Here is an 18762-nt window from a genome sequence, read left to right on the forward strand (position 1 = left end):
GACCGCCCAGCGCGAGGAGCGCGACCGCGAGGATCGACGCCGCGCGCGGCGCGGCGCGGAGGTTGAACGACGTGCGGGACGGCGTGGCCTCAGGCGATCTCGGGACGGTCATGCCGCAGCGTACCAGGGGACGTGGCACGCCACGTTCGGCGAACGGCACAAAAAAGGAACCGCGTCCTGGACGCGGTTCCTTCTGCTGGTGGCGATGGGCGGACTTGAACCGCCGACACCACGATTATGAGTCGTGTGCTCTAACCAGCTGAGCTAGACGCGTCCAGGACGAGAAAAACCCGGCTTTTTGAATATGAGAGCGGACGACTTCTCCGACAAGATGATTCTAGCTGTGTGACGTGCTTTCCGGCCAGCGAGAGGTTTCAGGTGACCTTCACGCCTCTCCGTCGTATGCGGCAAGGGCAGTAGTGAAGTACCGGTCCATGATGGACAGCAGGTGCTCAAGCTTCTGTGGATCTTGCACAACACGGAGGTTGATGTTCGGGCGCTCCTCGATCGCACTTTCCGACAAATTCACACCCTCAATCTCGTTGAGCTGACGGAGGACTTCAAGCCGCTTTTCAACATCGTTGAAGGGTGGCCGATGCTTCATGCGCTCGAAGTTGAACTTGATCCGTCCATCCGTCCAAACGCCGAAAAAGCTATGTCGAGCGTTCTTGTAGTACAGCATCGCGTAGAACGCGCCAGTCTTCGCACCCTCTCCCCACACAACCGTGACGCCACGCTCTTGGAGTCTCTGGAGGATTGTTTCAGCAATGCCAGCCTCGACGTGAAGCCCCTGCCTCCGCATGTCCGTAAAGAAGCGAGCTTCGTCCCACTCCTTCAATTTTCCTCCGGCATCACCCGCACTACGCCGCTGCGTGGCCGACGCGGTTTGACCGACCACACGGGGAACGAGCGCCTGGAGATCAGCACTTTTGAACTGCTTGACCTCCAGAGCGAGAACCTCCGCCGGATCCATCTGCTGGTTGAGGAACTCCACCACGCGACGCAGCTCGACCGGGATCTCATCCGCGACGAAGATCATGCGAATGCGTCCCGCCTGAAGGTTCGTCTTGACCTGCTGCCAGAAGCCGTCCGCATCCTCAGAGCCCAGCAGATCGCTGATCAGCACCTGCGGGTCCTGGCCCTCGTTGGCGCAGCGCTGTTCAAAAGCCGTCCGGAGCCGCTCCACGGGCCAGTAGACGACCGCGTTGGCGGCGTAGTCGAGCATCTGCCCGACGACCTCACGTCGAATGCGGGTGTCGCTGCTGCGCTTCACCTCAATCAGCGTGGGAATCGCGTCTTGATCGAGGAACAGGTGATCGACGGACCATCGGCCGGGAGAGTCCTCGGAGTCGGGTACGGCAGCTTCTCGGCTCACCAGCAGCCATCGACGCGGTGTAGCCTGGTCGATCTGATCTCCGGCCAGCAGGTGAGGATGAGTGGCGAGAAGCTGCTGGAGGAGCGCTTCGGAGTCGTAGGGTTGTTCTCGCATTTCGACGAGTTGCCCTTCTTGCATCAGGTAGATGGCGCCCTGCATGGTTCTCCAGACCGTACCATCCACGCTGGCAACACGACAGAGTACATGCGCATGGTTCAGTGAGCGGCTGCCAACAGTCCAGGCTTGTCATAGAAGGTGTACAGGCCCTTGAGGCGGAAGGCGAATTGATTCTTGTTGTTCTCGCTGATCGTTGGTTCCTTGAGCTCGTCGATGGCGACGTTGACGAGGAGGTCCGCGCAGCGGTTGTGGTTGCGGCGCACCCACCGGAACGTGATGTGCTCCCGCCCGTACTCGGCCATGAGCGCCTGGACGCGCTGATGCAGCGCGAACATCGCCGCGTCCTTGACGCGGAAGTCACCTTCGAGTTGCTTCACGACGAGCTGGCTGTCACAGCGGATTTCGATGGGGCTGCCGCGGTAGTGCTCGTTGAGGTACTCGAACAGGCGCAGCACGCCCTGGTACTCCGCCTGGTTGTTGGTGCTGTCCGCCCCCATGTAGCCGTGTTCGTAGGCGATGAGAGAGTCATTGCGGAGCAGCATCCAGCCGTACCCTGCGGGGCCCGGGTTGCCGCGGCTTCCGCCGTCCGTGTGTGCGTAGTACATGCAGGTTTCCTCTTGGCCTGGCACCGTACCACACGAAAAACGCCCGGCATGCCGCACATGCCGGGACGAGGTGGTCTTTGCTCAGTCGTCTGCTGCAGCGTCGAAATCCACAGCACCGAGGTCCATCGCCACCTGCCGGAACTCTTCCAGCGCCGCTTCGAGGTTCTCGATGATCTCGGCAGCCAGCACGCCCGGCTCGGGCAGGTTCTCGCCGTCTTCGAGGCTCTCGTCCTTGAGCCAGAATACGTCGAGGTTCACCTTGTCCCTCGCCAACAGGTCCGCCAGCGGGAACTTCTTGAAGCGCTCGCCCTCCACCCGGCCAGCGAAATCACCGGCACGGTAGGCATCCACGAAGTCCTGCAGGTCAGCCCGTTTCAGCGGGTTCGTCTTGAGTGTGAAGTGCTTGTTGGTCCGCAGATCGTACACCCACGTCTCCCGCGTGTGGTGCGTCTCGCTCGACGTGCGCCGCTCGAAGAACAGCACGTTCGCCTTCACGCCCTGCGCGTAGAAGATGCCCGTGGGCAAACGCAGGATCGTGTGGAGGTCGCAGTCCTTGAGGAGTCGGCGCCGCACGATCTCGCCCGCGCCGCCTTCGAAGAGCACGTTGTCCGGCACGACGACGGCGGCGCGACCACCGATCTTGAGCATCGAGATGATGTGCTGCAGGAAGTTCAGCTGCTTGTTCGCCGTCTTCGCGGTGAAGTCGTCGCGGCTGTACTCGGCCTTTTCGCGTTCCAGCGTCCCGTCCTCGCCGAGCACGATCATGCCGCCCTTCACGCCGAACGGCGGGTTGGCGAGCACGATGTCGAAGCGCTGGCTGGGCGCACGCTGCAGGCTGTCCTCCCGGTGGATCGGGGTGCTCTGCCCGCCGATGTCATGGAGGAACATGTTCATGGCAGCGAGACGGACCACGCTGTCCACGATGTCAGACCCATAGAACGTCTCGTTACGGAGGAAGTCCTTCTCAATCGGGTCGAGAGTGAAGTGCTTGACGAGGTACTCCCGCGCGGCCAGCAAAAAGCCACCAGTGCCGCATGCGGGGTCGGCAATCGTCTCGCCAGGTTGCGGTTGGACGATCTCAACCATCGCGTCGATCAGGGGACGAGGCGTGAAGTACTGCCCCGCGCCGCCCTTGATGTCCTCGGCGTTCTTCTGGAGCAGACCCTCGTAGATCTCGCCCTTCACGTCGAACGGCAGGCGCGTCCATTCCTGCTGGTCGATCAGGTTGACGAGGCGCTTGAGGTTGGCGGGTTCGGTGATCTTGTTCTGCGCGCGGCGGAAAATGACTCCGAGCAGACCCTCAGACGTGGAGAGGTCGGTGAGGATCCGTCGGTACTGGATTTCGAGATCCACACCGTCAAGAACGCGGAGGCTCGACCAGCTCAGTTCCTCAGGGATGCGGGGAAGATCGTCGTCACCGAATTCGGTGTGCTGCTCGTCGACCATTTTGAGGAAGAGCAGGAACGTGAGCTGCTCAAGGTAGTCGCTGGAGCCCACGCCGTCGTTTCGCAGGACGTGAGCGAGGTTCCAGACGCGCTGGACGAGTTGCGAGGTGGTGGGGGCGGTCATTTGTTCTCCTTGCGGGGCTTACGGCCACGGCGTAGATTCTCAACCCCGAGCCGAATTTTTTCAGCTTTGATGCGTTCGAGCAGCACGCTGGTAGGTTCGTCATTCGGGTCTTGCGGGATGAGCTCTCCGCGGAAGGCTTTACGGAGGATCCCCTGGCGTGTTTGCTTGGCGCGCTTCAATTCGCTGTTCACAGTCACTTCTAGCTTGTCGAGGACGGATAGGCGCCGCTCCACTTCAGCCACAATTTGCGCTTGTTCAGCAACAGTCGGAAAGGGCAGGGCCATAGATGCTAAAGCAGAAGTATTGAAGTGCTCAAGGCCAATCCCAACTTTTCTGGCCGAAACATTCGCTCTAGCCATCGAATTCATGTAGTAGGCAGCGAACTTTGCATTGAAGTACGGACGCTGTACGATCACAAGATCCGAGCAGTTTCCTTCACCAAAATCCTCGGGAATTGCACAAGCGGTCCCAACGCTGCCGGATCGAACGACTACCAAATCGCCTGAGCGAACCTCCGACTTGGATATTCGGTCGTGGAATTGATTGGAGATGTACCGCAGGCCTTCTGGCTCATACCGATTCGGCCTCACATTTTGCGAACGAAGGAATGGCACGCCTTCGTCTCTGTACTCATGCTTCATTTGTCCAACAAAGCCAACTGTTACTCGGTAGCTCGCCTGCTCGAAGGTGGTCCATACCCAACCTTGTGGCACAGATGGCAAGTTCGTTTCGGAAGGTCCTTTGGGCTCTTTGTACTTGCCCTTTTTCTCGCTCGCCTCCCAAGCTTCGCGTCGTTGTTGAAGGACGCGCTCCAATTGGACGTCCGCGCTCTCCAACTGTTCCCCTTGCTGCTTACGCCACACCTGTGTCAACTGGCCACTGACACCCGCGTGGAGGACGCTCTGACGGTACAACTTCAGAAGCGCTTTTGTTTTGTGCAAGGCAGCTGTTCCGGAGTCGAGCTTTGAGAGCAGCTCTTCAATCCTAGCAACGATACGTTCTTGCTCCTGAATCGGCGCGACAGGAACAGGTAGACCCTCAACTTTTCCAATGCTCAAAGTGTAGAGTCCAGAAGAAGAACTGGATACAGATCTGATGTAAGCACGTCCTTCTTTCGACAGAAGCCAGTACAGAACAAATTTTGGCGCTGTGCCCGCAAGACGTACCTTGATAAGGTGGTTTTGGTGAAGGCAAGTTTCGATGCTGCCATCCCAAAGGGCTACACGACCAATATGATCAGGGCTTCCATTGCCTTCCACAACGAGAAGGTCATTCTTCTTCAGAAGAGTCCTTGCGATCTCGGTCGGCAGTACTCCCACCTCTTCAACGTCATCAAGTTTTAGCGAGTTCGCATACACATTGGCCACCCGCAGGTACGGCAACTTCAGCTCAAAACTTCCCCGTTTCGCGTTTTTGGTCAAGCCGCCTGTAACCTCGCCCAGAGCTGCCAGTGTGGCCCATTGCCAGCCGGGAGCCAACCCCGTCTCACTTCTTGCAGGTTGTTCTGCTACGTCCGTCATGCTTGGTCATTCTCCTCGCTGGCCGGAAACTCTTCCAGAGGAGCCCAGTACACCGTGCCGCAGACGACGCAGCTTCCTAGCCAGACCGTTACTGGCTGCTCCCGCCACCAGACGGGATTCGTCCGCAGCAGTACCGGCTTCGGGGCAGCCATCATGAGAGCAATGCCCTGCGCAGCAGCACGATCGTATGTCCGCTGTCGAGCAGCCTCGCAGGGGCCGGTGCAGGTTGTGAACGTCCCGACCTTCTGGAAGTACTCGCTGTCGTCGATGCGCCTGACCTCCTCGGCCAGGCGCCACTTTCTCGGAGCTTTGAACGGCTTCATTGATTCCTCGTTATCTCCGGGTGCTTGCACCCGCTCAAGTTTGCACTGCGTGTTTTGCTGTCGGTGCTACCCTTCCCCGCGTGACAGAAAAACAACCTGTTGTGTCTCGACGTCCTGGAACTCCTCCCGAAGAGATCGGCTGGATGGGCTACCCCAAACGGGAGTGGCGCATTGCTGCCTGGATCGGAGGAGTTGGTCTGGTAGTAATCATCTTCGCCGCTCTCTGGATGTTTTCCCCCGCTGGGATGAAAGCGGGCACCATCAAGTCCTGTGAGAACGAAATCTGGAGCCACGCAACGGACTGGCCCAACCTCAAAACGTCAGCTCAGGTCCGCGACTACTGCGAGCGCACGTACGGCGACTGACTGAACGGACTCCACTGGGGCCCTGCGCTGCTCACGCGGCCAGGGCCTCATTCAGCTCCTGCAGGATGATTGGAAGGTCATCACCGAAGAGCTCCCGCGCCTTGTGGATGCCTCCGTACTGGTTGAACGGGATGTCCGAGAGGTCACGTGGCTGCACCAGTAGCGACGTAGTGATGTGATCCCGAATCATCTCCAGCCAGCGACGCTGATCTGGCGTGAATGCGCGCCCCTGACCCTCCTGGGTCTTCAACCAGCTGTCGAAGCGTTCCTGAACGGTGGCGCCGAACGGGACGAGCACGTCCTCCTGCTCGGTAGCGAACCGCACCAGGCTCACCAGATCAGTCAGGAGCCGCCTCGGGCTTCCACCCCGTACTCTGCTCGCCTCCAGGCGCTCGTAGGCGTCCCAGAGCCCTTCTGTCGTCAGGGAGGGGTCCTGCCGTTCGAGGGCCTTGGCCAGCTCCCTGATCTGGCGGTAATTGACGTGACGCTTGGCGTACCGTTCGCTGTACAGGATGCGAAGCGCGTCCAGTTCGTCCTTGTTCGCCTCGATGAACGCCTTGAACGTCTGCACGCGGCCCTGAGCCAAGCGCGTCGCCAGTTCCTCTTTGGACTCCCCTGCCGTCGTGGTCGTGCTCTCCAGCCCGTCGACACTGACGTGGTCCACCACCATGTCGTTGCGCTTGCCGATCTGGACGAGCAGTTCGCGCAGCTCCGCGTTGTCGAAGACCAAGCAGGCAGCGTCACGCAGCTCCTCGGCCGCGCGGGCGCGGTGCTCGTCGGAGAGCGGTGTGCTTTCCTGCTGGCTGAGGTTCTGCGCGTGCGCCTCCACCTTGTCCGGGTCGAGGGCATCGAGCAGGGCCCGCGCTATTTGAGGAACGTCCTGCGCGGCAAGCTGAACGATGTCCGCGCGTTGTTCCGGGGTCAGGGTGCGGTTGAGGCGCGCCAACCGGCCAGCGAGGCTGCTGAGGGTGTCCTCGCTGCGATCCCCGGTCGCCACGCCCTGCAGGAGCTTGTCGAACGCCACACTGCGCTTACGCTCCAGCGGCTTCGCCTCGCCCTTGTCGCTCTCCGTGACACCCACGGCGTCCACCAGGATGAACCGGGTCTTCGTCGGCGCGTCCGCCGTGACCGATTGAAGGTCGCTCGGGTCGATGACACGGGTGCCTCGTCCCTTCATCTGCTCGTAGTACGCGCGGGACTTCACGTCTCGCATGAAGATCAGGCATTCGAGCGGCTTCACGTCGGTCCCGGTGGCGATCATGTCGACGGTGACGACGATTCGGGGGTTGTACTCGTTGCGGAACTGCGAGATCAACGTGTCCGTGCGTTCACCCGTCACGCCGTAGGTGATCTTCTTGCAAAAGTCATTCCCCTTGCCGAACACGTCCCGGACGATCTCCACGATCCGGTCGGCGTGCGCGTCATCCTTGGCGAAGATCAACGTCTTCGGTACGATGTCACGACCCGGGAACAGCACGGGCAGGTGGTCCTTCCACGTCTTGATCACCGTGCGGATCTGGTCGATGGCGACGACGCTGCGGTCGAGTTCCCTGCCCTGGTACTGCAGGTCATCATCGAGTTGCTCCCAGCGCACCTCACGCGTCTCCCGATTGAAGTAGTCGACGAAGGTGCCCGCGTCGAGCTTCGAGCCGTGCTCGGTGATGCGCGTGCGGATGCGGAAGACGTCGAAGTTGACGTTCACGCCGTCCACCACCGCGCGTTCGTGGCCGTACTCCATGACAAGGTTGTTGTCGAAAAAGCCGATGGTCTGCTTGCTCGGGGTGGCGGTCAGGCCGATCAGAAACGCGTCGAAGTACTCCAGCACCTGCCGCCACGTGCCGTAGATGCTGCGGTGGCACTCGTCGGTGATGATGACGTCGAATGTCTCTATCGGAAACCGCGGGTTGTAGGTGATGGGACGTTCCTCGCCGTCACTTCCGAGCTCCCATTCGCTGCGTTCCTCGTTCTCCGTGTTGTAATCGGGGTCGCCGTGCAGCATCGAGTACAGCCGCTGAATGGTGGTGATGACCACCTTGGCGTCCGGGTCGACTACGTTCGACGTGAGGTGCTGTACGGGGTACAGCTTGGTGAACAGCTCGTTGTCGTCGGGCGTGTCGAAGTTGGCGAACTCACCCAGCGCCTGCTTGCCGAGGTTGCCGCGGTCCACCAGAAACAGCACGCGCCTGGCCTTCGCGTACTTGAGGAGTCGGTAGACGCTGGCGACAGCAGTGTAGCTTTTCCCGCTGCCCATGGTCATCTGGATCAGCGCACGCGGGCGCGCTTGTGCAAGCGACTGCTCCAGGTTCGTGATCGCCTCGAACTGGCAGTCACGTAGCCCTCGCCGGGTCAGTTCGGGAAGGTGCCGTAGCCGAGCCCGAAGGGTGTTGGCTTCTTTCGTCCATGCACCGAGCGTCTCGGGGCGGTGGAAGTGGAACACGGAGCGTGAGCGGCTGTCCGGGTCGCGCAGGTCACGGAACTGCACCTCCTGACCGTTGCTTTCGAACGCGAACGGCAAGGGATCGCCCGCCTTCTTGTAGTGAGCAGGGAGGCCAGTCAGGTACTTCTCGGTCTGCTCCGCCACCCCGACGAGTGAAGTGCCTCGGGGTTTGGCCTCGATGACGCCGACGGCTACACGGTCCACGAAGAGCATGTAGTCGCAGGGCCCCGCGGCAGTCTGGACTTCGCGCAGTGCGACGCCCCTGGCGGCGGAGAAGTTGACGCTCCGGGCGTTCTGGACGACCCAGCCAGCAGCGGCGAGTTTCTGATCGATGAGTTGACGGGCGTGCTGCTCGGGCGTGAGCCCAGCCGATGTTGTAGTCGTCATGTAGGAGTACCCCGAAGCCGGAAGTTGGCCTCATCGTACCCGGCGTTCAACTGACTGCACACTTGATGTGCAGCGACACCTTCGGCGACCGTCACTCCTCGTCGAAGTAGTCCTTGTCGATCCGCTTGATCTCGTACACCACCGCTGTCGTGACGCCGACGTTGTAGTCGATCATCAGCTGCGCCAGTTCCTCCCCGTTGATCAGCACGATCCCGCCAAGGTGTTTTGCCGTCTCGATCGCGTCACGGCTGAAGTCCGAAGTCGTGATCAGCACGCCACGGTTCGCCTTGTGGTACTGCAGACTCCCAGCGAAGTTGCGCACCTCAGGACTGCCGACGTTGCCCGACCATCGTTTAGCCTGCAGGTACACGTTCTCCAGGCCGAGACGGTCCTGTTTGATGATTCCGTCGATGCCGCCGTCGCCACTTCGCCCGATGGCCCGGCCAGCATCCTTCACGCTTCCGCCGTACCCCATTGCCACCAACACGTCAACGACGACCTGCTCGAAGAAAGCGGCGCTGCAGCCGCGCACCAGCGTCAACACCTCTTGAGCCAGACTGCTCCTGAGGCTTAGCGTGATGGCCTCCAGGGACTCGTCCGGTGTTCCATCGGAAGCGCCTGTCGTGACAGGCGCGGCAGACTCGGCCGGGGTACTGGCCTGCGCGAATTCCACGAACTCCGGGTAGCGAAGCAGGTCGTTCTTGGTCAGGTGCGCCGGACGTTCCGCCAGCACACCCTGTCCTCGCTTTGTGATGCGGAACTTTGCGCGGCCAGCCTGCTCCAGCAGCCCCGCCTTCACCAGGTAGGTTTTCGCCCAGCCTGCACGGTTGTGGAACGTCCTCTGCTGCCGACTCGGGACCAACTCCTGTTGCGCGTCGTCGTCGAGCTCAAGGGTGGACGCTACGTACGGGTACAGATCACGCAACGACTTCTCCCCACCGTCAGCTGCGAACTGCAGCACGGGAAGAAGAAAACTCTGGAAGTTGGGCACCGGCATGACGGCAGTGTACGAGGCCAGAACACCCGGTCCATCCCAACATGAGGCAGAGTTGATCGCTCAAGCGGAACGCTGGATCGCTGCGGGCAGGAAAATGCCCCATCGCTCCCGGTGCGCGTAGTACACGTCGTGCTCCCCGAACTTCACGCTGGTCGGGAACGACGCGCTGTCGAACAGGTAGGCCTGGGGCGTCCGTCCCTGTTCAGGCAGGCAGGCGAGCGCCACGACATCCGCGTCAAAGGCGCCACCCGCGAAGTACGGCATGCCGTCCATGTTCCGCGCCGCGTTGGGCAGCCTGTACCGGAACTCGCCGTCGGCATTCGGTGTCAACGTCCGGACCACCACGCGCTGATCCTTGATCAACAGGTCGTACCGCGCTCCCGCTGGCGCGGGTTGCACGGTCATTCCGTACTGCCGCGCCCGGTTCGTGACGTACTCGATGCCGGGCTCCCTGGCTTTGTCCAGGGTCAGGTTCGTGTGCAGCCCGTGCGTCTTCTTGAGACGCTTGACCGTCGAGAGAGACACGCCGGACGCCCTGACGACCTCTGCGTCGGTCATGCCGCTGCGCAGGCCGTCCAGAACGATCTGAGTGTGTTGAGTGGAAAGCTTCTGTCCTTGAGTCATCGTGGTTCTCCTTTTCGAAAGTGGAGCTTGGGCTGGTAGTCACTGCTCAGCCGGGCAGTGGACTCGGCAGCAATTCCAGTTGCCGATCCTCCTGAAGAGCGAGGAGCGGGGGCTCCTCTCCCCTAAACATGAGTTGCCCCGGCAGGAAGACCGGGGCGGCGAACGGTACGAACTGTCGGCTCAACCACGCGGAGGATTGCAGCTTGCAAGCTGCGCCGTCAGGTGAGCGATCTGCTGGTTGAGGTCTTCAAGGTCACGCGACACCTCGAAGAAGGCGTTGAGGCGCTTGGTTGGCAAGACCGCCGCGCGGCTGCCCATCAACAGACGGTACAGACGATCTTGGCGGTCAAGCAGACGCAGACGACGACGTTGGAGGCGTTGGAGTTTGGCTGTAGACATGGAAGGAGCGCGCCTCAGGCACGGAAGAAATGAGGCGGGAAAGGTCACGGCGTGGGAATGCTGGCTTCTTCCCTGCTTCGCACGCAGAGATCGTCATTTCTCGGAACGTTTCACCGGCTCGCCGCACATCTGACGACATTCAGAAATGGTTTTTACTGCGATTTCCTCCACAAACCAAAGAAACGCTGCAAAGCGCAGTCAAAACTTTCGGCGTCGAGCGCGAAGCCAGCGGCATGAACCTGAGTACGATCAACCGAGATCCGGCGGGCCCTCTGCGGCTGCACACCCAGCTTGCTCAGCACCTGGAGTTCCGCGTGTACCTTGCCTCCCCGGTACGGCTCGACGGTGCCGTACCGCTGAAGCTTCCGGTGTTCCAGCCAGTGACTGAGCTCAGGACCTGTCGACACGGAACGCAACGCATGATGCAGGCGTTGATCAAGGATGTTCTGTGGGATCTTCAGATCAGGATTCTCGATCAGACCGAGAGTGTAGAAGGCGTGCAAGGGAATCCCACCGAGAGCGTCCAGCAGCTCTTGCCCGACGGTGATGATCGCGTCACGCCACCGCGGATTGGTGCTCTTCCGAACGAAATGCAGCGTCGTCCTGTAAGGCCGAACGGTAGCCAGTTCCCTCGGCAGATCCGGCTTGAACGCAGTGATGATGCGCGCGCCTGAGTGCCGGAACTGCCGAGTGCGCTCCAGCATCTGAAGCAACTCGGTTCGTTCGTACACCTCATGCGCCCACGCACGCTGCGTGGCGCTGTGAGGGAACAGGGCCGCCATCGTGTGTTCTCGATGTAGCGCCGGCAACTTTGGCTGGGTCAGGGCGAGGATGTGGTGCCCGCTACACGCGTTGATCCCACGACCAGCGTGGTAGTACCTGGACGCGATACGCTCCGCCTCACCCTGCTTCCCGGCCAGCGAGAGCGCTTGACGAATGTACCCAGCCCACGGTGAGGTCGGTTCCACCATGGCCTTGTTGGTCAAGACAGTGACGGAACGATCCGAGTCATCGAGGAGCGTGACGATCTCTTCTGCGATCTGCAGGTGCTTCTCGTCCATGCCCTTCTGGAGGTTGAGCGCGTCGAGCCGCAACCTGTCGCACCACTCGATGTCGAGGACGTGAGGTTGACCCAACTGCTCGAACCGTACCGGCCGCCCTGGGAACACCGCGTCGTACAACTCCTTCTCCGCGTACGCGTCCAGCACCAGCGTGTTCGGCAGGGAAGGCAGCGGCAGACACACGTCGAAACGGAACACGGGCTGCTTCGCTGCTCGTCCGGTCGTCCACAGCAAACCGAACCGTGCGCTGCCGAGCTCAGGCGCAGCGAGATCATCGCGCAGCGCCCCGGCGATCACACCGGCATGGTTGACGCCGAGGGACTTCAACGCCGCCTCGAAGCTCCCCCAGTCCTCTTCACTCCAGCTCTGTCCGAGTCGCCTGAGGAATGCGGCGCCGGTGAAGCTGTACGTCCAGGTGGACTTCTTGAGGTCCGGTATGCTGATCAGATCCTGCTGAGGAACGTTGTTCTGGGCGACATTCCGCAGCAACATGGCGATGCGACCACACAGCCGTGACGACGAGCTCAGCTGTTCGAAAGCTCCGGCGGTCAGCGGCTTCGACTTCGACCGAAATTCCGAATCCTGGCTGCTGTCATTGGGCAGCAGCAGAGTCGCGTGCGGATCCTCGTCAATGATGAGGAGATCCACGCTGCACAACGGGGTCAGTACTTCGCCGGGTGGTTCAGGTCCGAAGAGCAGCGGCAGATGCGAGAAGCTGATGATCTTGACCGAGGGTGCGTTCGGCCAATTCATCTGCGCCGCATACTTCTGCTGCCTGCCCTTGCCCTTGAATGCGGCCTTGCCGTAGACGATGCTGACCTCAACGCCGAGCTGCTGAAACTCCTGCAGGCATTCCTGGCCCAGCGATCCCGCGTCACGGGTCGCATGGACCGCCCAGAGTACCCGTTGGACTGTCCCGGCCTGAAGGAGCTCCTGAAGGGCTTGCCGGGTGGCGGTGCTCTTCCCTGTGCCCGGAGGCGCTTTGACGACGGTGACGCCTCGCACCTGGTTGTGCAGGCGCGTCTCGATCAGGGCAGCGAGGGTGGCACTGGAGACGTCAGGCGATGCACATGTGGTTTTGGTCACGTTCTACCCTCCTCTCACTACGAGAGGGAGACAGACCCGTAGTACCTGAACATCGGCTGTGCGGTCAGCACTCACGAAGGGTACTGAGCAAAGCGAAGCACCCGAGTGACCACGGGAGAACGACGCGCGGACAGCGCAGACTGACATGTCGGAAGGCGAAGGGGCGAACAACTCCAGAATTGAGTACCACATCAGAGGAATCTCCAGAACGAGAAACGCCCGCCGAAGCGAGCAGGAGCGGATGGAGGAATGTGGAGGACGGTCTCCCTGCTGGCCGGAAACAACCGAGCGCAGGCAGGGAGACACTCCTCCTTCACCCTCAGCGCCCGGTAGGGCGCACACGTCGGCAAGGCCGACGTGACAGGGGAACAAGAAATTGAAGCCGAATCAAAATGACCGGCCAGCGAGAAGGATCTGGGATTGAAGGAGCCGAGCAACGTCACTTCAGCGAGTCACCTGGACAGGTGCCACTGAGCCCCTCATCCCTCTGCGGCCGGTAGGCCGCACGGTCCGGCTCGACAGCGAGCGAGGGAAGAACAAGGGAAGCGGAGCACGCTGAAGCGGTACGCCACTGACTTGCGAGTCAGCACGACGGTGATCCCAGGAGTCCGCCTTGGTGCGAGTCACGAACCCCTGAGAGCTGTCGTAGCGCTCACCTGTAGGATCGCACACGCCCCCGCCCGACCTGCAAAATTTAGTGCGAAGCAACACCGCGTGTAGGTGCGGACGCGATACTGAGAGGCTCGCCGCACATGCAGACCCCGGGGGGTGGATTGTGGATTGGAGGAGCCTGTGTAGGCCTTGGGAGGTCAAGACGCATGAAAGGTGGAATTTCAGGGGCAAGTTCTCCCAGCTCGCCGTCTATCCGAAGCGTGTAGCTACGAGGCTTACGTAGTCCGCTGTCTGCCTGAGTGTGGTGCTTCCACAGGCACGCACTGCCTTCACAGCCCCGGTATGTTGGGGATGTTTCCTACACAGCGCTGTCAGGAGGTCAACATGAACGCACTTGTCACAGTAGCGCCCGGCCTGCACCAGCTCTCACTCGGGATGGTTAACGTCTTCCTGCTCGAACACGACCGTCAGCTCGTCCTGATCGACACCGGTGTCCCAGGCAGCGAGGCCCGCATCCTTGACGCCGCTCGTACGCTCGGACGTCAGCCGCAGGACGTTCGGCACATTGTCGTGACGCACTTTCACCCTGATCACGCCGGAAGCCTCGCCGCCCTCCAGGACCTCACGGGCGCCACGACGTACATGCACCCGCTCGACGCGCGGATCGTGCGTGAAGGCCTCTGGAGAGAGCGCGTCGTGACTCCCGCGCCCGGCTTCGAGGAGATGTTCGCCCGAGTGGTGGTGGCCGAGCAGGCCTTCCCAAGAACGGCAGTCGTGGACGAAGAGGTCCTTGCAGACGACGTCCTGCCCATCGCGGGTGGCTTGAAGGTCATCCATGTGCCGGGGCATTCCGCTGGGCAGATCGCGCTGCTGTGGAGTGAACACGGCGGGGTGCTGTTCGCAGCGGACGCGGCCGGGAACATGCAGGGGCTGCACGACCCGATCCTCTTCGAAGACGCGGAAGTCGGGCGACGCAGTCAACGTCAGCTGGCGGCGCTGAACTTTGAGGTGGCGACCTTCGGCCATGGAGACGCTATCCGTGCGGGAGCGGCAGGCGTCTTCAAGCGACGCTGGGGTGACGGTGCGGCTGTTCCCAAAGGCTGAACGCTCGACGAGCAGACCCAAGTGGACAGCGGACTAGGACTTGTCACGCGCGTAGTTGCGCCAGCCGTTCCTGATAGCCCAATGCCTATCTTGTCTCGGCTGTTCTACGAACGTAGGGTAGAGAAGCGTCATCCTGTCGATCTGCTCAGCACACTCCAAGGAGGAGCCCCCATGGCATCGAACGTGGACCGACGGACCGTGGACCTCTCTGCGTATCCCGATCTGGTGGTGATGTACCTGGGGATGCGGGTCAATGCCCTGACAGGCTTCAGGACTGTTTTCAAGCTGGGACCTCAGATTGATGGCTCGGTGAGGGACCGCCCCGATGGCCTCCTGTTGCACGAACAGCTCATCTTCTCGTTGTTCCCTCCGCATGTCGGGATGCGGCAGTACTGGCGCGATTTCGAGTCGTTGGAGCGCTGGTCCCGCTCGGAGCCGCATCGCCGCTGGTGGAAGGATTTTCTGCGCAACTCCGGCGGGACAGGCTTCTGGCATGAGACGTACTTCATGCGCGGTGGAATGGAAGCGATCTACGACGACATGCCGCACAGCATTGGCCTGGGGCGGTTCGCGGTCCTGCGTCCCGCACGGAGTGGCATGTACTCCGCGCGCAGACGCCTCAAGGTAGAGGGGCAGGAGCTCGACGGCGTAGTCAGCGAGGAGGAACTCTACGACAGAGCTCCTGCCGCAACGACGAAGTAGTGTCTGGTCACCCCGAGCGACGATGAACCCTCTTTAGACCCTGTTTCACGACCGAGGCAAAGCAAGCCCAGCCGAGGCGGACTCAGCCGCGTTCAGTGGACTCGTTCAGCTTGAGTGGAGCCAGAACGTCCTCGCCAGCGACTTTGTACTGATCGGACAGGGATTGTCCAATGCTGTGCGCGAACCAGACGCGCATCGCCGCTTTGGCGTCCGTGAGGTCCCGTTCTCCTTGCTCAGCCTGCTCAAGGAGGGGCATGAGGGGTTGAACGGTCTGGAGAAACCGGGCGAGTTGGATCTCCACGAAAGCGCTCATGTTCATGTCCATCGCGTCAAAGACGCGGCGCACTTCACGGTAGATGTCAGGGTCAATGGTGAGATTCACTCGGGCCTTGGTGGTCTTCCCCATGCGCAAATCATGCGCACAGCATCTGTATGCTGTCATCGGCATGATGGCTCATCGCGCCCATCATGGACTCTGTCTATCGACCGATGCAACTGCCGAGCGGACCGACGTTCAGGCTATGAAACAAGCTCTTAGAACGTGAGCGCTACCGCCTGCCGGATGGCTTCAACGAGTGCACGGATGTACGGCATGGCTTCCTCGTCCGGCTCATCTCCGAAATGACGCCAGCGACGTTGCTCGAAGAACAGGCAAGTTCGGAGGTCCGTCAGGTCCGTGGGCACCCCGCCGAACTCCTCGAAAGTCTCCAGGGCAGCGTTCGCCAGGTCCGCGCAGGCGTTGAAGCTCCCGCGATGCTCGTACCCGTTGAACTTGAGCGCGAACGTTCCGATCTCGTACCAGCTTGCGTCAGCAGCAGGTACGTCCGTCAGTCGAAGCTGCTCGTTCGGAATGATCGGAAAATCCATGCCTTGAGCCTACCCGGTCACTCCAGCGGGCCGTGACGCATCTGGTAGTTCTCCAAGAGCTCACCGATGCGGACGTGCAGGTTCTTGAGGTTCTGTGGAGTCATCACGACCTTCTGAACGAGCAGGCCCTGTGGCTGCTCCTGGCCACCTTCGGCGTGGCAGAAGTTGAGGACGACCTCGTCCTTGGTGGTGTCGAGGACGGCGAAGTTGGCGTAGACGGGAAGGATGTTATTGGAAGCGCGAATTTTCATGGTTTTCTCCTTGGGGGGCGAGGCTTGGAGGGTGAGCTCCGAAGGGCATGTTCGAACGGACTGGCTGCCGCGTGAGCAGCGCGCAACTCGTCCTGTGTGACGAGGTTGGGAATGTGGAAGCCGCGAACCCGGAAGGGCTGGGCGAGCAGCGCTTGGAGATCCGAGGACGAGCGCGTCATGCCCGAACGGAAGTAGACGCGCAGGAACGCGTACTGCAGCTGTCCAGGGGCGAGAAAGGGCAGACCCGCCTTCTCCCCTGCCGCTCGGAGTTGCTGCCGCACCTCGGCTGAGCTCAGCGGGTTCCCGGCCAGGCTGAAGACCCAGCCGGACGAGGAGGACCGCCGCCAGTCCCGCAGCGGCCCTTCGAGTGCGGTGGGAAGGTGGATCGAGACGCGCTCGCCTTCGTGGTCGGTCGTCCACAGCAGGTGCCGCTCGAAGTCGACGTCCTGCCAGGTCAACGTCAGCACCTTCTCTGAGCGCCATCCGGTCGTGAAGAGCGTCCAGACGAGCAGCGCCGTCTGATGGTCCTGCGCCGCCGCGACGACACGCTGGATGTCCTCGGAGGTCAGGGCGTCACGGAAGCGCACCTGAGCAGCGGGGCCGGGCAGGAGCACGCGCTCGTCCAGCTCGCCCTGTTCGACCGCCCAACGCAGGAAGACCCGAATGCCCCGCCAGGCCCTCCGAACGTCCTCGGGCGGTAGCCCGCTCCCTTGAAGGTGCAGCAGGTACGCCCGGCAGAGGGAGCGGTCCACCGGGTCACGGCCGCTGAACACACGGAAGGGCCTGTAGGCATCCTCCAGCCACGTCAGGGTGGCAGGAGTGCTTCCGAGGGCCCTGCGGGACGCCAGAAAGCGCTTGAAGAGCCTGACCGACATCAGTCTTCCCTGCCCTTGCGTCCGAGGTGCATCACGGGCGAAGCCTCCCGATGGAGCTCCTTGAGATCTTCGGTGCTCATGACGGCGTAGCGGGTGGACATGGTGACCGTGGTGTGCCCGAGCGCGTCACGGAGCCGCACCAAGTCTGCGCCGTGCTTCACGAAGGACACGGCGAAGCCGCGGCGGAAGGCGTGCGGCGTCTTGATGGGGATGCCTGCGTCCTCGCAGAGATGCTCCAGCAGTTGCCTCAGGCCGCTTGTGGTGAGGGGTCCGCCTGTCTGGGAGAGGAACAGGGTGGTGCGGTCCGTCCTGGGCCGTTCCTTGTCCACGTACGCTTGGATGGCGCGGCGCGTGGGCTTGCTGACGGGGACGCGGCGGTCCTTGGCGCCCTTGCCGAGCCGGACGTACAGGGTGCTGTCGGGCAGCAGGTCCTTGATCTGCAGGCCGCAGAGTTCGGAGGCGCGAAGGCCGGTGTCGAACAGGGTCAGCAAGATCGCCTTGTTGCGGAGAGGCATGCGTCTCCCCTTGCTGGCCGTAAGCAGCGCCTGCATCTCAGTGGGTGTGACGACCTCCAGCTCGGGTTGCGGCACCTTCGGCATGAGGGCGTGCGGGAGCGGGGAGGTGGCGAGCAGTTCTTCCCGCATCGCCCACTTGATGAAGACGCGCAGGGCGCGAAGGCGGGCGTGCGCGCCGCCTGGGCTGAGGATGCCGTCGAGGGACTCGGCGTACTGCCGGACGGAGCGGCGGGTGAGGTCTTCGACGTGCTCGATGCCGTGGGTCTGGCAGTGCTCGGTGAAGGCGCGGAGAGCGCTGTCGTAGTAGCTCAGGGTGTTCGGGGAGACGCGGCGACGGCAGTCGTGGAGGAAGTCCTTGACGGCGAGATGAATGCTCTCCATGAATATTCCTGACCGACGGAGAATCGTGTGCTGGGTTTTGGCGGTTTTGAGCCCGAAAGGAGCGGACGACTACGCCTGTATGCATCCGCTTGGTCTTCCCCATGCGCCTGACCAAAAAGAAAAGAACCCCGACTAGGTCGGAGTTCCTTCTGCTGGTGGCGATGGGCGGACTTGAACCGCCGACACCACGATTATGAGTCGTGTGCTCTAACCAGCTGAGCTACATCGCCTTGGAAAATGCCCCGGATGAACCGGGGCTTCCTCTGGTGGAGCTGAGGGGATTCGAACCCCTGACCTTCTGAATGCCATTCAGACGCGCTCCCAACTGCGCCACAGCCCCGAAGGCCTACGTAGGTTAGCAGCGAGTTCCGGTCTTGTCAACGGTGCAGGTCGAGGCCCGGGCACCCTAGGCAACCCGGCCTCGCAGGCCCGCCGGGTCCGTATGGTGCGTTCGTGAGGACGCCCGAGGCCCGCGAACGGTTCCTGACGGTCGTGCTGCTCACCGTGACGGCGGTGTGCGGCGGGTGGGCGGCGTGGCCGCACCTGGGGCGGGACGCGCGGGCGCCGACGGTGACGCGTGAGCCCGCGCC

18 protein-coding genes and 2 tRNA genes are annotated in these 18762 nt (G+C 61.9%); 3 read left to right on the forward strand and 17 right to left on the reverse strand.

The features are described 5' to 3' along the window. Positions 1-385 precede the first annotated feature (385 nt). The 5 genes from DEIPI_RS0113035 to DEIPI_RS0113055 form a co-directional block, all read right to left on the reverse strand. Positions 386-1534, reverse strand: coding sequence for a hypothetical protein (locus tag DEIPI_RS0113035; RefSeq protein ID WP_027482048.1), 1149 nt, complete (start codon positions 1532-1534; stop codon positions 386-388). A gap of 56 nt (positions 1535-1590) precedes the next feature. After that, on the reverse strand, positions 1591-2097 hold the full coding sequence (locus tag DEIPI_RS30950; protein ID WP_052351724.1) for a ribonuclease HI family protein: 507 nt from the start codon (positions 2095-2097) through the stop codon (positions 1591-1593). An 81-nt stretch (positions 2098-2178) separates the two neighbouring features. After that, the gene (locus DEIPI_RS0113045) at positions 2179-3666 is read right to left on the reverse strand and encodes a type I restriction-modification system subunit M (protein WP_027482049.1); all 1488 of its coding nucleotides are present in this window, start codon (positions 3664-3666) and stop codon (positions 2179-2181) included. Then, on the reverse strand, positions 3663-5186 hold the full coding sequence (locus DEIPI_RS36675) for a restriction endonuclease subunit S (RefSeq protein ID WP_084474252.1): 1524 nt from the start codon (positions 5184-5186) through the stop codon (positions 3663-3665). Before DEIPI_RS36675 ends, DEIPI_RS0113045 begins: the two co-directional genes overlap by 4 nt. Then, entirely contained in the window at positions 5183-5509 is a 327-nt protein-coding gene (locus DEIPI_RS0113055; RefSeq protein WP_027482050.1) for a hypothetical protein, read from the reverse strand. The genes DEIPI_RS36675 and DEIPI_RS0113055 overlap by 4 nt, the downstream gene beginning before the upstream one ends. 80 nt (positions 5510-5589) lie before the next feature. On the opposite strand from DEIPI_RS0113055, the gene DEIPI_RS37795 reads away from it, so the two are divergent. Next, on the forward strand, positions 5590-5874 hold the full coding sequence (locus DEIPI_RS37795) for a hypothetical protein (RefSeq protein WP_157463638.1): 285 nt from the start codon (positions 5590-5592) through the stop codon (positions 5872-5874). Between the two features lie 31 nt (positions 5875-5905). Here DEIPI_RS37795 and DEIPI_RS0113060 read toward each other — a convergent pair whose 3' ends face one another. From DEIPI_RS0113060 to DEIPI_RS0113075, 5 genes are all read right to left on the reverse strand, one after another. Further along, positions 5906-8698, reverse strand: a complete 2793-nt coding sequence (locus DEIPI_RS0113060; RefSeq protein ID WP_027482051.1) for a type I restriction endonuclease subunit R — start codon at positions 8696-8698, stop codon at positions 5906-5908. 91 nt (positions 8699-8789) lie between these two features. Then, positions 8790-9695, reverse strand: a complete 906-nt coding sequence (locus tag DEIPI_RS0113065; RefSeq protein ID WP_027482052.1) for a restriction endonuclease — start codon at positions 9693-9695, stop codon at positions 8790-8792. Between the two features lie 60 nt (positions 9696-9755). Then, positions 9756-10319 (reverse strand): hypothetical protein, encoded by a 564-nt coding sequence (locus DEIPI_RS0113070; protein WP_027482053.1) that lies wholly within the window; start codon positions 10317-10319, stop codon positions 9756-9758. Positions 10320-10499: 180 nt separating this feature from the next. Next, the gene (locus tag DEIPI_RS39805; protein ID WP_169737102.1) at positions 10500-10718 is read right to left on the reverse strand and encodes a hypothetical protein; all 219 of its coding nucleotides are present in this window, start codon (positions 10716-10718) and stop codon (positions 10500-10502) included. Positions 10719-10870: 152 nt separating this feature from the next. Then, on the reverse strand, positions 10871-12865 hold the full coding sequence (locus DEIPI_RS0113075; protein WP_027482054.1) for a hypothetical protein: 1995 nt from the start codon (positions 12863-12865) through the stop codon (positions 10871-10873). A gap of 1047 nt (positions 12866-13912) precedes the next feature. On the opposite strand from DEIPI_RS0113075, the gene DEIPI_RS42250 reads away from it, so the two are divergent. After that, on the forward strand, positions 13913-14581 hold the full coding sequence (locus DEIPI_RS42250) for an MBL fold metallo-hydrolase (protein ID WP_425387856.1): 669 nt from the start codon (positions 13913-13915) through the stop codon (positions 14579-14581). 171 nt (positions 14582-14752) lie between these two features. Beyond that, positions 14753-15283, forward strand: a complete 531-nt coding sequence (locus DEIPI_RS0113085) for a DUF4188 domain-containing protein (RefSeq protein WP_027482056.1) — start codon at positions 14753-14755, stop codon at positions 15281-15283. 82 nt (positions 15284-15365) lie between these two features. Here the strand turns inward: DEIPI_RS0113085 and DEIPI_RS0113090 are convergent, their stop codons facing one another. The 7 genes from DEIPI_RS0113090 to DEIPI_RS0113120 all read right to left on the reverse strand — a co-directional run bounded on the left by DEIPI_RS0113090 (position 15366) and on the right by DEIPI_RS0113120 (position 18512). After that, positions 15366-15689, reverse strand: a complete 324-nt coding sequence (locus DEIPI_RS0113090; RefSeq protein ID WP_027482057.1) for a type II toxin-antitoxin system CcdA family antitoxin — start codon at positions 15687-15689, stop codon at positions 15366-15368. A 128-nt stretch (positions 15690-15817) separates the two neighbouring features. Beyond that, complete coding sequence (locus tag DEIPI_RS0113095; RefSeq protein WP_027482058.1) at positions 15818-16150, reverse strand: hypothetical protein; 333 nt, start codon at positions 16148-16150, stop codon at positions 15818-15820. A gap of 17 nt (positions 16151-16167) precedes the next feature. After that, complete coding sequence (locus tag DEIPI_RS0113100) at positions 16168-16401, reverse strand: DUF3467 domain-containing protein (protein WP_027482059.1); 234 nt, start codon at positions 16399-16401, stop codon at positions 16168-16170. Continuing rightward, complete coding sequence (locus tag DEIPI_RS0113105; RefSeq protein ID WP_027482060.1) at positions 16398-17276, reverse strand: tyrosine-type recombinase/integrase; 879 nt, start codon at positions 17274-17276, stop codon at positions 16398-16400. Before DEIPI_RS0113105 ends, DEIPI_RS0113100 begins: the two co-directional genes overlap by 4 nt. After that, positions 17276-18172: a tyrosine-type recombinase/integrase gene (locus DEIPI_RS0113110; RefSeq protein WP_045234279.1), complete on the reverse strand. Its 897-nt coding sequence runs from the start codon at positions 18170-18172 to the stop codon at positions 17276-17278. Before DEIPI_RS0113110 ends, DEIPI_RS0113105 begins: the two co-directional genes overlap by 1 nt. A 153-nt stretch (positions 18173-18325) precedes the next feature. Beyond that, positions 18326-18402, reverse strand: a tRNA-Met gene (locus tag DEIPI_RS0113115). Between the two features lie 34 nt (positions 18403-18436). Beyond that, positions 18437-18512 (reverse strand) — tRNA-Ala (locus DEIPI_RS0113120). Positions 18513-18762: the final 250 nt, after the last annotated feature.

The organism is Deinococcus pimensis DSM 21231 (assembly GCF_000519345.1).
Taxonomy (GTDB): domain Bacteria; phylum Deinococcota; class Deinococci; order Deinococcales; family Deinococcaceae; genus Deinococcus_A; species Deinococcus_A pimensis.

Excerpts from the sequence above, each read along its gene's own strand:
- DEIPI_RS36675 (WP_084474252.1), bottom strand. The coding sequence starts at position 5,186 with ATGACGGACGTAGCAGAACAACCTGCAAGAAGTGAGACGGGGTTGGCT.
- DEIPI_RS0113085 (WP_027482056.1), top strand. The coding sequence starts at position 14,753 with ATGGCATCGAACGTGGACCGACGGACCGTGGACCTCTCTGCGTATCCC.
- DEIPI_RS0113045 (WP_027482049.1), bottom strand. The coding sequence starts at position 3,666 with ATGACCGCCCCCACCACCTCGCAACTCGTCCAGCGCGTCTGGAACCTC.
- DEIPI_RS39805 (WP_169737102.1), bottom strand. The coding sequence starts at position 10,718 with ATGTCTACAGCCAAACTCCAACGCCTCCAACGTCGTCGTCTGCGTCTG.
- DEIPI_RS42250 (WP_425387856.1), top strand. The coding sequence starts at position 13,913 with ATGGTTAACGTCTTCCTGCTCGAACACGACCGTCAGCTCGTCCTGATC.
- DEIPI_RS0113110 (WP_045234279.1), bottom strand. The coding sequence starts at position 18,172 with ATGGAGAGCATTCATCTCGCCGTCAAGGACTTCCTCCACGACTGCCGT.
- DEIPI_RS0113090 (WP_027482057.1), bottom strand. The coding sequence starts at position 15,689 with ATGGGGAAGACCACCAAGGCCCGAGTGAATCTCACCATTGACCCTGAC.
- DEIPI_RS0113100 (WP_027482059.1), bottom strand. The coding sequence starts at position 16,401 with ATGAAAATTCGCGCTTCCAATAACATCCTTCCCGTCTACGCCAACTTC.
- DEIPI_RS0113060 (WP_027482051.1), bottom strand. The coding sequence starts at position 8,698 with ATGACGACTACAACATCGGCTGGGCTCACGCCCGAGCAGCACGCCCGT.
- DEIPI_RS0113055 (WP_027482050.1), bottom strand. The coding sequence starts at position 5,509 with ATGAAGCCGTTCAAAGCTCCGAGAAAGTGGCGCCTGGCCGAGGAGGTC.
- DEIPI_RS0113095 (WP_027482058.1), bottom strand. The coding sequence starts at position 16,150 with ATGGATTTTCCGATCATTCCGAACGAGCAGCTTCGACTGACGGACGTA.
- DEIPI_RS0113070 (WP_027482053.1), bottom strand. The coding sequence starts at position 10,319 with ATGACTCAAGGACAGAAGCTTTCCACTCAACACACTCAGATCGTTCTG.
- DEIPI_RS0113035 (WP_027482048.1), bottom strand. The coding sequence starts at position 1,534 with ATGCAGGGCGCCATCTACCTGATGCAAGAAGGGCAACTCGTCGAAATG.
- DEIPI_RS30950 (WP_052351724.1), bottom strand. The coding sequence starts at position 2,097 with ATGTACTACGCACACACGGACGGCGGAAGCCGCGGCAACCCGGGCCCC.
- DEIPI_RS0113065 (WP_027482052.1), bottom strand. The coding sequence starts at position 9,695 with ATGCCGGTGCCCAACTTCCAGAGTTTTCTTCTTCCCGTGCTGCAGTTC.
- DEIPI_RS0113105 (WP_027482060.1), bottom strand. The coding sequence starts at position 17,276 with ATGTCGGTCAGGCTCTTCAAGCGCTTTCTGGCGTCCCGCAGGGCCCTC.